The sequence below is a fragment of the Streptomyces sp. NPDC052301 genome, assembly GCF_044593395.1.
Taxonomy (GTDB): Bacteria; Actinomycetota; Actinomycetes; order Streptomycetales; family Streptomycetaceae; genus Streptomyces.
In genome coordinates, this window is record NZ_JBIUBE010000006.1 from 91,410 (window position 1) to 103,877 (window position 12,468).

At 70.2% G+C, this 12,468-nt stretch carries 10 protein-coding genes, 1 tRNA gene and 1 pseudogene; 2 read left to right on the top strand and 10 right to left on the bottom strand.

Annotation, left to right across the window (positions count from 1 at the left end):
- Nucleotides 1–1,438: 1,438 nt before the first annotated feature.
- The 6 genes and pseudogenes from ACIHEJ_RS18120 to ACIHEJ_RS18145 all read right to left on the bottom strand — a co-directional run.
- Nucleotides 1,439–1,812 (bottom strand): annotated as a pseudogene (locus ACIHEJ_RS18120) (transposase); the annotation flags it as partial.
- A gap of 114 nt (nucleotides 1,813–1,926) precedes the next feature.
- A complete protein-coding gene (locus tag ACIHEJ_RS18125) occupies nucleotides 1,927–2,178 on the bottom strand; it encodes a hypothetical protein (RefSeq protein WP_400136354.1) in 252 nt (83 codons plus the stop codon).
- Nucleotides 2,175–2,453 carry a hypothetical protein gene (locus ACIHEJ_RS18130; RefSeq protein WP_400136355.1) on the bottom strand — a complete coding sequence of 93 codons (279 nt, stop codon included), beginning with the start codon at nucleotides 2,451–2,453 and terminating at the stop codon, nucleotides 2,175–2,177. The genes ACIHEJ_RS18125 and ACIHEJ_RS18130 overlap by 4 nt, the downstream gene beginning before the upstream one ends.
- Before the next feature lie 276 nt (nucleotides 2,454–2,729).
- Nucleotides 2,730–2,921: a hypothetical protein gene (locus ACIHEJ_RS18135; protein WP_400136358.1), complete on the bottom strand. Its 192-nt coding sequence runs from the start codon at nucleotides 2,919–2,921 to the stop codon at nucleotides 2,730–2,732.
- A 167-nt stretch (nucleotides 2,922–3,088) separates the two neighbouring features.
- Nucleotides 3,089–3,547, bottom strand: coding sequence for a hypothetical protein (locus ACIHEJ_RS18140; RefSeq protein WP_400136361.1), 459 nt, complete (start codon nucleotides 3,545–3,547; stop codon nucleotides 3,089–3,091).
- Nucleotides 3,548–3,646: 99 nt separating this feature from the next.
- Nucleotides 3,647–3,733: transfer RNA gene (locus ACIHEJ_RS18145), tRNA-Leu, on the bottom strand.
- A gap of 401 nt (nucleotides 3,734–4,134) precedes the next feature.
- Between ACIHEJ_RS18145 and ACIHEJ_RS18150 the strand changes: the two genes are divergently transcribed.
- Both ACIHEJ_RS18150 and ACIHEJ_RS18155 read left to right on the top strand, forming a co-directional pair.
- Nucleotides 4,135–4,905: an ABC transporter ATP-binding protein gene (locus ACIHEJ_RS18150; protein ID WP_400136364.1), complete on the top strand. Its 771-nt coding sequence runs from the start codon at nucleotides 4,135–4,137 to the stop codon at nucleotides 4,903–4,905.
- Nucleotides 4,905–7,433 carry an ABC transporter permease gene (locus ACIHEJ_RS18155; RefSeq protein WP_400136367.1) on the top strand — a complete coding sequence of 843 codons (2,529 nt, stop codon included), beginning with the start codon at nucleotides 4,905–4,907 and terminating at the stop codon, nucleotides 7,431–7,433. The genes ACIHEJ_RS18150 and ACIHEJ_RS18155 overlap by 1 nt, the downstream gene beginning before the upstream one ends.
- Nucleotides 7,434–7,488: 55 nt before the next feature.
- Here ACIHEJ_RS18155 and ACIHEJ_RS18160 read toward each other — a convergent pair whose 3' ends face one another.
- From ACIHEJ_RS18160 to ACIHEJ_RS18175, 4 genes are all read right to left on the bottom strand, one after another.
- On the bottom strand, nucleotides 7,489–8,781 hold the full coding sequence (locus ACIHEJ_RS18160) for a class I SAM-dependent methyltransferase (protein ID WP_400136370.1): 1,293 nt from the start codon (nucleotides 8,779–8,781) through the stop codon (nucleotides 7,489–7,491).
- Between the two features lie 206 nt (nucleotides 8,782–8,987).
- The gene (locus ACIHEJ_RS18165; RefSeq protein ID WP_400136372.1) at nucleotides 8,988–10,367 is read right to left on the bottom strand and encodes an NAD(P)/FAD-dependent oxidoreductase; all 1,380 of its coding nucleotides are present in this window, start codon (nucleotides 10,365–10,367) and stop codon (nucleotides 8,988–8,990) included.
- Nucleotides 10,368–10,810: 443 nt separating this feature from the next.
- Nucleotides 10,811–11,806 carry an exopolyphosphatase gene (locus tag ACIHEJ_RS18170; protein ID WP_400136374.1) on the bottom strand — a complete coding sequence of 332 codons (996 nt, stop codon included), beginning with the start codon at nucleotides 11,804–11,806 and terminating at the stop codon, nucleotides 10,811–10,813.
- Nucleotides 11,803–12,408 (bottom strand): DUF501 domain-containing protein, encoded by a 606-nt coding sequence (locus tag ACIHEJ_RS18175; RefSeq protein ID WP_400136377.1) that lies wholly within the window; start codon nucleotides 12,406–12,408, stop codon nucleotides 11,803–11,805. Before ACIHEJ_RS18175 ends, ACIHEJ_RS18170 begins: the two co-directional genes overlap by 4 nt.
- Nucleotides 12,409–12,468 lie beyond the last annotated feature (60 nt).

A 12,468-nucleotide genomic window follows, 5' to 3' on the forward strand; every position in this document is an offset into this window, starting at 1 on the left:
CAGGGGTCCACGGGGGTTCAGGGAGAGGCCGGCACGACGGGCCCGCAGGGCTTCCAGGGTTCGACGGGAGCGCAGGGCTCCGCCGGTTCGCAGGGTTCTACCGGGGTGCAGGGGCCGCAGGGCTTCCAGGGTTCGACCGGCGCCCAGGGGACCACGGGGTCACAGGGGGACTCCGGGGTGCAGGGACCGCAGGGCTTCCAGGGATCCACCGGCGCCCAGGGCACCACCGGGTCACAGGGGCCTCAAGGCCCTTCCGGCGGTCCGCAGGGTCCGCAAGGCACAGCCGGGGCGCCGGGGCCCGCCGGTGGCCCGCAGGGGACCCAAGGAGACACCGGTGCTCAGGGACCGCAGGGGTTCCCGGGATCCACCGGTGCCCAGGGATCCACCGGTACGCAGGGTGCCACCGGGGCGCAGGGAGCGATGGGTCCGCAGGGCTTCGCCGGCCCACAGGGAACCACCGGAGCTCAGGGCGTGGGAGGCTCCCAGGGCACCCAGGGTTTCCAGGGCACCAGCGGAGCCCAGGGAGCGACAGGCGCCCAAGGCGTCACCGGAGCCCAGGGTTCTGCCGGCCCGCAAGGCACCCAGGGCTTCCAGGGCACCAACGGACCCCAAGGAACCACCGGAGCCCAAGGCGTCACCGGAGCCCAGGGTTCTGCCGGCCCCCAAGGCACCCAGGGCTTCCAGGGCACCAACGGACCCCAAGGAACCACCGGAGCCCAAGGCGTCACCGGAGCCCAAGGCAACACGGGCCCGCAAGGCACCCAAGGCTTCCAGGGCACCAGCGGAGCCCAGGGAGCGACAGGCGCCCAAGGCGTCACCGGAGCCCAGGGTTCTGCCGGCCCGCAAGGCACCCAAGGCTTCCAGGGCAGCAACGGAGCCCAAGGAACCACCGGAGCCCAAGGCGTCACCGGAGCCCAGGGTTCTGCCGGCCCCCAAGGCACCCAAGGCTTCCAGGGCACCAACGGACCCCAAGGAACCACCGGAGCCCAGGGCGCCACCGGGACACAGGGCCCGCAAGGGTTCCAGGGTTCAAGTGGCTCTCAGGGTGTTCAGGGATCTACCGGCCCGCAGGGTGCGACCGGAAGTCAGGGCCCCATGGGCACTCAGGGTGCGACAGGTGCACAGGGCACGCAAGGAGCTCAGGGGGCCGGTTCGACCGGAGCACAGAGTGTCGTGGTGTCCAGTACCCTCACTGGCGCGCAAAGCTCCACAGCCTTCAACACGGTCTCATGCCCAGCCGGCACGTATGCCACGGGTGGTGGCGCATACAACGTGCAATCGTCAAGCGGAAACGCTGTGAATTTCCAGGGGTACGCAAGACCGATCGGCTCGCCCCCCACCGGCTATCAGGAACAAGTCGGGAACGGCGTCGCCGGAGGTGTCAACACCACGGTGTACGCGATCTGCAGACCATGAAAGGAAAACACTGTTAGAGGTTCTAACAAAGACAATGGACATGCCGGTAGGTGATGAGGCAGGTGGCGAGGCCGAGGAAGGCTTCGTGGATGTCGTCGCGTCGTTCCCATCGGATGCGCAGGCGGCGGAAGCGGTGCAGCCAGGCGATGGTGCGTTCGACGACGTACCGGAAGATGCCCAGGCCGGAGCCGTGGGGTTGGCCAGTTCGGCGATGACCGGGCGGATGCCGCGCTGCCACAGTAGGCGCCGGTACTTGTCGTGGTCGTAGCCGCGGTCGGCGAACAGCATGTCGGGCCGGCGCCTGGGTCGGCCCGCGACGCCGGCCACCGCCGGGACCTTGTCGAGCAGCGGCAGCAGTCGGGTGACGTCGTTGCGGTTGCCGCCGGTCAGCCCAATGCCTCCACTGGCCCGTGTGGGTCTGGGCGCCGGCGGCGACGGCCGTGTGGTCCACGACCGTCGGCTCGCCCCAGCCGCTCGGGCGAGGCCGTGCCACTCGCGGTCCCCTGGGGCTCACTTCGTGCCTCCGTTCTCCACTGACCGGCGCGGGCCGATCAGGGCAGCGGCCAACTGGTGGCGGGCGCCGGACTGCGAGGGGTGCCGCATCTGCGCGCATCCGAGGCAGGTCCTCGGGTCTTGCTTGCGGGGGTGCGGGATCCGCGCGCCGTGCGCCGACCGGTCCGCCTCGGTGCGGCCGAAGACGACGGCCACGACCAGGAGCACGAAGCAGGCGGCCATCACGCCGAGGATCAGTGCGTCGATCACCGGGCACCTCCGCCGGGGAGGCAGACCAGCGCGCCCAGCGGTCGGGCGGTGAAGAGGTCACGCAGGTCGGCGGCGATCAGGCCGTGCTCGTCGGGCAGCGGATAGCCGGCCCCCACCTCGACGGGCACGCCGGCGTAGACGGTGACGAGCTGGGCGACGCCCTGGCGGTCGTTGTCGCGGTTGAGCGTGGAGCGGACGACGGTCCCGCCCATCACGGCGGCGCAGGCGTCGATGATCTCGCCGTTGCCCCACTCGGCGATCTGGTGGCCTTTCATGACAAGCCGGACAGGAACCACACACCTCCAGCACACGGAAGGCACGACGGGAAGAACGACGACTGCCGTGGCGTCGGCATCGGCGTCCGGCCGGTCCTTGGGCTGTGCGCGCAAGTCGCGACGCAGCACGGCCGTTGAAAAGAGTCACGACGCACACGTCCTCGAGGGGCCCTCGAAGGGCCCCTTGGTCGTCTACTGGGGAAACCGGTCACGCCACCGGTTCCGGCGCTGCTGCGGTTCATCTCCGACCACGGCCGGGTGGCCGCATCGGAGCCGTCAGGAGACGGGCTCACGCCCGTTCGCAGCCCGGTCCGGGTGCAGCCCGCAGATACGCAAGGCGTCCGCCCGAGCGGACGCGTAGGCGGCCAGGACGGCGCGCAGGCCCGTGCCGTACGCCAGGCGTACCAGAACGCGGTCGTCCGGGCGCTTGAAGCAGGAGACGATGCCGACGAGCTCGCCCGGCGTCATGACTCCATGTCCTCGGTGCCCTCGTCGTCCTCGGCGCCGAAGTCGTCCGTGCGCGGCAGGCGGACGAGCGGGCAGGGGTTGCGGTCCCGCAGCGGCGGCTCCGCCTGCACGGCCTCATTGAGGATGCTGCTCAGCAGACCGTGCAGGTTCGAGCGTCTTGGGGCTCATCAGCTTGCGCTTCGAGCCCCGCCAGACGTACGTCTGGGCCATCTTGTTCGCCCAGGCCGCCACGGTCGCCTTGGAGAAGTGCTCGGAAGACCGGATGTCGCAGTGGCCGAACGTGGCTGCAGGTACGTCTCCAGCTCCCGGTAGCAGTCCTGCCGGTAGCGCTCCTCCACGCCGGTCTTGTTCTTGATGCACTCCCGCGGGCAGTTGCTGAAGATGTAGCTCTGCTCCATTCCGGCGGCCGGGTCGATACAGCCGTCGCCCTTCACCCAGCCGGGTGGCCACTGCCGGCCGTTGTCGTTGACGGCCTGGCAGAAGATCTCAGCTGCCTCCGCGCCAGCCTCGTCCCCGTCCAACCGCACTGTCTGCTGCGGCGCCGAGCGGGAGCCGCCGAGCCCCCACTTCACCTGGTGGTTCGTGATCTCCCCGTGGGCGTTCTTCCGTGATGTCACGTACGCCATGGCGGGAGGGTACGGCACGGTGCTCCCACCGTGCTCCCAAACGGGAAACAGAAACGGCCCACTGGGCTCGTCTTCCCTGCTCAATCGCGGTGCAGGAGGTGGTGCCCGGAGCCGGACTTGAACCGGCACGCCCGCGAAGGGGCAGCGAGGTTTAAGCTCGCCGTGTCTGCATTCCACCATCCGGGCAGGCCATGGGCTCCGCTTCGAGGGTCCGAGCCTATCGGGACGCATCCCCCGAACAGCGGAACGGCGGACCGATGTTGTCTTATTTTATTGACGTCTGAGGGTGCATCAGCCCACGGAACAGGCCGTCCGCACTTGCCAATAGCGTGGCGCGACGTGAGTACGCGCGTACGTGGAATGACGGAATTTCACCTACCGAACGAGGGCGCTCCACCTGTTCTCGACAGCTTCTCGACGAAGCGGGTCTCAGGGTCGGCCGTCCTCCCCAGGTATGACACGGCGCGCCCCCGTCCGACCCGAGTCGCCCTCCGGAACCGGAACAGCGACTGACTACAGGGCCCTCGGGCGCCGGGACGATGGAACGGTCCCCATGCAACACGTCGTCCTGACAGGAGCACCGTCCCGTGACCACCACACCCACCGCCGGCCGGACCACCGCCGTGGCCGCACGCGCCACGGAGCTGTCGAAGATCTACGGGCAGGGTGAGACCCGGGTGGTCGCCCTGGACCGGGTCTCCGTCGACTTCCGGCAGGCCGAGTTCACCGCGATCATGGGCCCGTCCGGCTCCGGCAAGTCCACCCTGATGCACTGCGTGGCCGGCCTCGACACCTTCTCCTCCGGGTCGGTCAGGATCGGCGACACCGAGCTGGGGTCCCTGAAGGACAAGCAGCTCACCAGGCTCCGCCGCGACAAGATCGGCTTCATCTTCCAGGCGTTCAACCTGCTGCCGACCCTGACCGCGCTGGAGAACATCACCCTGCCGATGGACATAGCCGGCCGAAAGGCCGACAGGGCGTGGCTGGATCAGGTCATCGAGATGGTCGGCCTGTCCGGGCGGCTCAGCCACCGGCCCTCGCAGCTCTCCGGCGGCCAGCAGCAGCGCGTGGCCGTCGCCCGTGCCCTCGCCTCCAGGCCCGACATCATCTTCGGTGACGAGCCGACCGGAAACCTCGACTCGCGCTCCGGCGCCGAGGTGCTCGGCTTCCTGCGCAACTCCGTGCGCGAACTGGGCCAGACCGTCGTCATGGTGACGCACGACCCGGTGGCGGCCGCCTACGCCGACCGCGTGGTCTTCCTGGCCGACGGCCGGATCGTCGACGAGATCCACGGCCCGACGGCCGACTCCGTCCTCGACCTGATGAAGCAGTTCGACGCGAAGGGCCGTACCAGCTGATGTTCCGCACCGCCCTGCGCAACGTCCTCGCGCACAAGGCCCGGCTCCTGATGACCGTCCTCGCCGTCATGCTCGGCGTGGCCTTCGTCTCCGGGACACTCGTCTTCACCAACACCATCTCCGACGCCTACCAGAAGAGCTCCGCCAAGGGCTTCGACCGGGTCGACGTCGCCGTACAGCCCAAGTACCAGGACTCCGAGGGCGACAAGGTCGGCCGGACCGCCGACCTGACCCAGGCCATGCTCGACCGGGCCGGACACGTCCCGGGCGCCGCCTCCGCGACCGGTGTCGTCAGCGGCTTCACCGCCGTCGCCGACCAGGACGGCAAGCTGGTCGGCGGCGACTGGCAGTCCGCCGGCGGCAACTACTGGGGCACTGAGGACGCCCGGTACCCGCTGGTCAGCGGCCACGCCCCGCACGGCAGGGGCGAGGTGCTGCTCGACTCCAGGACCGCGAAGCGGGCCGGCTACCAGGTCGGCGACACCGTGCGGCTGTCCGTGAACGGCCCGGTCCTCACCCCGAAGCTCGCCGGCGTCTTCACCACCGACGACGGCAACGTGTCCGCGGGCGGCAGCCTCGCCCTGTTCGACACGCCCACCGCGCAGGCCCTGTTCGGCAAGAAGGGCACGTACGACGAGATCGACGTGAAGGCCACGGCCGGCACCAGCCAGTCCGCGCTCAAGTCCGCGCTGGACAGGGCCCTGCCCGCCCACCTGGTGGAGACCACCACCGGCAAGAAGCTCGCCGACGACCAGGCCAAGCAGATCGCCGACTCGATGAGCGGCCTGAAGCAGGCCCTGCTGGTCTTCGCCGGCATCGCGCTGTTCGTCGGCACGTTCATCATCGCCAACACCTTCACCATGCTGGTCGCCCAGCGCACCCGGGAACTGGCCCTGCTGCGCGCGGTCGGCGCCTCCCGCCGCCAGGTCACCCGCTCGGTGCTCATCGAGGCGTTCGCGGTCGGCGCGGTCGCCGGTGTGACGGGGCTCGCCGCCGGTATCGGCATCGGCGCGGGCCTGCGCTCCCTGCTCGGCTCCTTCGGCGCGAGCGTGCCCGACGGACCGCTGGTGATCAGCCCCGGCACCGTGGTCGCCGCCCTCGCGGTCGGCGTCCTCATCACCATGCTCGCCGCCTGGCTGCCCGGCCGCAGGGCCGCGAAGATCCCCCCGGTGGCGGCGATGAGCAGCGTGCACGCCAAGGCCACCACCAAGTCGCTGGTGGTGCGCAACACGCTCGGCGCGCTGTTCGCGGCGGCCGGTGTCGCCACGGTCCTCGCGGCCACCTCGATGGACGCCGACGCGGCGCAGGGCCCGATGGGCCTGGGTGCCGTCCTGCTGATCATCGGCGTGTTCATCCTGACCCCGCTGCTGTCCCGGCCGCTGATCGCGGCCGCCGCCCCGGTGCTGCGCGCCTTCGGCGTCTCGGGCAAGCTGGCCCGTCAGAACTCGGTGCGCAACCCGCGCCGCACGGCGGCCACCGCCTCCGCGCTGATGATCGGCCTGACCCTGATCACCGGCATGACGGTGATGGCGGGCAGCCTGCAGACGGCGATCGACAAGATGGCCTCCTCGGCGATCCGCGCGGACTACGTCGTCTCGATGGCCAACCGCGGCCCGCTCTCCCCCGACGTGGCGGAGAAGGTCGCCGCCGCCGACGGCGTCACCGCGAGCAGCCCGCTGCGCAACGGCGAGTCCCGGATCAACGGCGGGACCGAGTTCCTGACCGGTGTCGACGGCTCGTCCATCGGGAAGCTGACGGATCTGAAGGTGGACGACGGCGCCTTCGAGGTCGGCGGCGACCGGGTCGTCGTCGACAAGGACCGGGCGAAGGAGTACGGCTGGACGCCCGGCTCCCGCTTCACCGCGCACTTCGAGGACGGCAAGGCGCAGCGGCTGACCGTCGCCGGGATCTACGAGGGCAACGACATGATCAACGGGATCATGCTCGACAACAAGGTCCTCACCCCGCACCTGAAGGACCCGGCCGACATGCAGGTCATGGTCAAGACCGCGGACGGCGCCTCCGGTACGGCCAAGGACAGCCTGACCAAGGCCCTCGGCCGCAACCCCGCGATCAAGATCCAGGACAAGCAGGACATCTCCAACGACATCGCGAAGATGTTCACGACGATGCTGAACATGCTCTACGGCCTCCTCGGCATGGCGGTGATCGTCGCCGTCCTCGGCGTCATCAACACCCTGGCGATGTCGGTCTTCGAGCGCTCCCAGGAGATCGGCATGCTCCGCGCGATCGGCCTGGAGCGCAAGGCGGTCAAGCGGATGGTTCGCCTGGAGTCCCTGGTGATCTCCCTGTTCGGCGGGGTGCTCGGCATCGGCCTGGGCGTGTTCTTCGGCTGGGCGGCCGGTCAGCTGCTGGGCACGAAGATGCCGACGTACGAACTGGTCCTGCCCTGGGGGCGGATGGCGGTCTTCCTGCTGCTGGCGGGCACGGTCGGCGTCCTGGCCGCCCTGTGGCCGGCCCGGCGCGCGGCCCGGCTGAACATGCTGGCGGCGATCAAGGCCGAGTAGCCGTCACGGTGTACGAGGGCCCCGTTTCCGTCGCCGGAGCGGGGCCCTCGCGGTGTCAGGCGGTCCAGGTGCGGGTCCGCAGCGGGAGCCCGGAGGCGCCCGAGTCGGCGGTGCGGATCGCGAGGACCTGGTTGACGCCGATCCGGTTGCGTTCGAAGGCGAGCGCGCAGGCGGCCATGTACAACTGCCAGACGCGGGCGCGGCCGGCGCCGGCGAGGCGGACCGCGCGGCCCCAGTCGGCCTCCAGGTCGGCGACCCACCGGCGCAGGGTGCGGGCGTAGTGCTCGCGGATGGCCTCCACGTCCCGCACCTCGAACCCGGCGCGCTCCAGCTGGGTGACGGTGGTGCCGATCGGGGCGAGCTCGCCGTCCGGGAAGACGTAGGCGTCGATGAACGCGTCCACGCTGTACGCCGTCTCGTCCTGCTGCGGTCGACGGGCGATCTGGTGGTTGAGCAGCCGCCCGCCGGGCTTCAGCAGGGCGTACAGCTGGCGGGCGTACTGCAGGTAGCGTTCGGCGCCGACGTGTTCGGCCATGCCGATGGAGGAGATCGCGTCGTAGGGGCCGTCCATGACGTCCCGGTAGTCCTGGACCCTGATCTCCACCCGGTCGGTCAGCCCCTCGTCGGCGACGCGCTTACGGGCGTACGCGGCCTGCTCCTGGGACAGCGTGACCCCGACGACGCTCACGCCGTGCTCGCGGGCCGCGTGGATGGCCATGGAGCCCCAGCCGCAGCCGACGTCCAGCAGCCGCTGACCGGGGGTCAGGCCGAGCTTGGCGCTGATGAGTTCGAGCTTGTCGCGCTGGGCGGTCTCCAGCGTCCCGCCGTCCTCCCAGTAGGCGCACGAGTACACCATGGACGGGCCGAGGACGATCTCGTAGAAGTCGTTGCCGACGTCGTAGTGGTGGCTGATGGCCCGCTTGTCGGAGCGCCGGGTGTGCAGGCGCCGGCGGGGTCTGCGGACCTCCTCACGCGGCGGGGCGGGCGGGATCGGTGGTCCGGCGAGCTTCAGCAGGTCCCGGACGGCGGCCCGGACGGCGGGGTCGCGCACGGCCTCGGCCAGGCCGCGGGCGTCCTCCCCACGCTCCCACACCAGGCCCGCCATCACGTCGAGCGCGGTGTACAGATCCCCCTCGACGCCGAGGTCGCCGGCGACCCACGCGCGGGCCAGTCCCAACTCCCCCGGTTTGAAGAGCATGCGGCGCAGGGCGCGGCGGTTGCGCACGACGAGCGCCGGAGCGTCCGGCGGCCCGTCCTGCGACCCGTCCCAGGCTCGCACCCGTAGCGGGAGCGGGGCTCCCAGCAACTGCTCGGCAAGACTCCTCAGCCGCGACGCGGCGTCGGCCATGGCGCACACCTCCAAGACACGATCCCGGATGCCGGTTACCACGTAAACACCGAGAGTGGCCTCGCGCAGTCCCGCAAAGGAGTTACAACTGAGCAAAACAGTTGCACACACCATGCAAAGGGTGGCCGAGAACGAGCCGGAAACGCCGAAGGACCTCCCGCACCACGGATGGCGGGAGGTCCCTCGGATCGGTCGGTGACCGGAGGTCAGGAGGCCTTGGCCTTCTCCTCGGTCTTGGCGGCGGCGACCGGCGCCGGCTTGGCGGCCTCGTAGAACTCCTCGCGGGGGTTCTCCATGGCGCCCAGGGAGACGACCTCGCGCTTGAGGAACATGCCGAGCGTCCAGTCGGCGAAGACGCGGATCTTGCGGTTGAAGGTCGGCATCGCCATGCCGTGGTAGCCACGGTGCATGTACCAGGCGAGACGGCCCTTGAGCTTGATCTTCATCTTGCCCATGACGATCATCGCGACGCCCTTGTGCAGGCCGAGACCGGCCACCGCACCCTTGTTGGCGTGCTCGTACTCCTTCTGCGGGAAGCCCCGCATGCCGGAGACCACGTTGTCGCCGAGGACCTTGGCCTGGCGCAGCGCGTGCTGGGCGTTCGGCGGGCACCAGGCGTTCTCGTTGCCCGCCTTGCGGCCGACGAGGTCCGGGACCTGCGCGTTGTCACCGGCGGCCCAGATGTAGTCCGTGCCCTTGACCTGGAGCGTGGGCTCGCAGTCGACGTGGCCGCGGGGGCCGAGCGGCAGACCGAAGCGGGACAGGGCCGGGTTCGGCTTGACGCCGGCGGTCCACACGATCGTGTTGGAGTCGACCTCGAGGCCGTTCTTCAGCACGACGTGGCCGTCGACGCAGGAGTCCATGGAGGTGGAGAGGTAGATCTCCACACCGCGGCTCTCGAGGTGCTCCTTGCCGTACTGGCCGAGCTTGGGACCCACCTCGGGGAGGATCTTGTCGGCGGCGTCGACGAGGATGAAGCGCATGTCCTCGCGGGACACGTTCTTGTAGTACTTGGCCGCGTCGCGGGCCATGTCCTCGACCTCACCGATGGTCTCCGCGCCCGCGAAGCCACCGCCGATGAAGACGAAGGTGAGCGCCTTGCGGCGGATCTCCTCGTCGTTGGTCGAGTCGGCCTTGTCCAGCTGCTCGAGGACGTGGTTGCGCAGGCCGATGGACTCCTCGATGCCCTTCATGCCGATGCCCTGCTCGGCGAGGCCGGGGATCGGGAAGGTGCGGGAGACCGCGCCCATCGCGATGACCAGGTAGTCGAAGGGCAGCTCGTACGCCTCGCCCACCAGCGGGGCGATCGTGGCGACCTTGCGGTCCTGGTCGATGGTGGTGACCCGGCCGGTGAGGACCTCCGCCTTCGGCAGCACGCGTCGCAGCGGGACGACGACGTGGCGAGGGGAGATGTTGCCGGCGGCGGCTTCGGGCAGGAAGGGCTGGTAGGTCATGTACGACCGGGGGTCGACGACCGTGACGGTCGCCTCGCCGTAGCGCATCTTCTTGAGAATGCGCCGAGCTGCGTACAGGCCTACGTACCCACCGCCTACTACGAGGATCCTGGGACGCTCCGTGGTGCTCATGCCATCGAGTATCCACCCGCCCGGCAGGGGTCGCTCGTGCGCCCCTTCACAAGGTCTGACAGGCCCTGTGCTACACTCCGCGACCCGCGTGACGCAGGTCATGCGACGAAGCGGAACCAGGAAGCGGTTCGTCCCGTTGTCAATGCCGCGTGAGCTGCCTCTCCGGCTCGCCGGGGCATCCGTGAGGCTCCCGGAACAGACCCGGAACACCTTCCGCCGAGGCACCCTCACGCACCCTATCTGAACGTGTTCAAACGCCGGTTGGGTCCCCGAAAGGCCCAACCGGCCCCTTGCGGACACCCCGCGGGGGCCATTTCCTTGTGAAGAACTTCACGAACTTTTCCGCCAAGGCATTGACGAGGGGCCCCGCAGGGCCCCTCGAAGACGCTCAAACGTTATCCGACCTGCTCAGCCGATGGCTACCGGCAAGTAACAAAAGAGAGCTACGCCACCGACCACGCGATGCCGTCCAGGATGTCGTGCTCGCTGACGACGACCTCCTCGGCGCCGATCCGCTCCATGATCGCGAGCAGCACCAGAGCACCCGCCCCGATGACGTCGACCCGGCCGGGGTGCATGGACGGTACGGCCGCGCGCTCGGCGTGCGTGGAGCGCAGCAGCCACTCGGTGATGTCGCGGACCCGGTCGTGGGAGATCCGGGAGTGGTGGATGCGCGCGGAGTCGTACTCGGGCAGCTCCTGGGCGATCGCGGAGACCGTGGTGACCGAGCCCGCCAGGCCGACCAGGGTGTGCGCCTCGCGCAGCGGGACGGTCTCCTCGGCGAGGTCCAGGGCGGCCTCGATGTCGGCCCTCATCGCGGCGATCTGCTCCTCGGTGGGCGGGTCGCTCACCTTGCCGTCGTGCACCAGGTGCCGTTCGGTCATCCGCACGCAGCCGACGTCCACGGAACGCGCGGCCCGTACGTGCTCCTCGCCGACGACGAACTCGGTGGAGCCGCCGCCGATGTCCACCACCAGGTAGGGCTTGGCCAGGTCGCCCACCCGTCGCCCACCACCACCCTCAGTCGAAGGGCGCTGCGCGCCCCCCTGGTTGTGTCCGGCGAGCTCCCGGGTGGCACCCGTGAAGGAGAACTCCGCCTCCTGGTCGCCGGTGATGACCTCGGGCTCGACCCCGAGGATGTCGAGCACACCGCGCACGAAGTCGTCGCGGTTCTCGGCGTCGCGGGAGGCGGAGGTGGCGACGAAGCGGAGGCGCTCGGCGCCGTGCTCCTTGATGATCTCGGCGTACTCGCGGCAGGCGGCGAAGGTGCGCTCCAGCGCCTCGGGCGCCAGCCGGCCGGTGCGGTCGACGCCCTGGCCGAGCCGCACGATCGTCATCCGCCGGTCGAGGTCGACGAGTTCACCCGTGTCCGGGTCTGCGTCGGCGACCAGCAGTCGGATGGAGTTGGTGCCGCAGTCGATGGCGGCGACGCGTGTCATTCGTCGTCCTCCTGAAGGGGCCCGGCGGCGAAGTGGCCGCTGCCGTCCTCTGCCGTCTCCGCCTGCCGGCCCGCACCGCACGGCGCTCCGGGCGGCGTCACGCACGGGCCCTTGGCCCACCACTCCGGCAGCATCGCGACGGCCTCGTCGCCGAGCGGGTTCACGCCCGGCCCGGCGGCCAGCGAGTGGGCCACGAGGACGTGCAGGCACTTCACCCGGTCCGGCATGCCGCCCGCGCTCGGGAAGCCCTCCAGGACCTCGATCTCGTCCCGGCGGCGGATGTAGTCCTCGTGCGCGGCCCGGTAGGCCGCGGCCAGCTCGGGGTCGCTCTGCAGACGCTCCGTCATCTCCTTCATGACGCCGTTCGCCTCCAGCGTGCCGATCGCCGAGGCGGCGCGCGGGCACGTCAGGTAGTACGTCGTCGGGAAGGGGGTGCCGTCGGGCAGCCGGGGCGCCGTCTCCACGACGTCGGGCTGACCGCAGGGGCAGCGGTGCGCGATGGCCCGCAGGCCCCGCGGCGGGCGGCCGAGCTGCTGCTTGAAGGCCTCGACGTCCGCGTCGGTGGGCTCGGTGCGCGGAGTGGGCGGCGGGGGCGTTTCCATGACTGCTTTCAGAGTGGCTTTCTCGGAGTGGCTTGTGAAGGACCGACGGGGGTCGCCGGG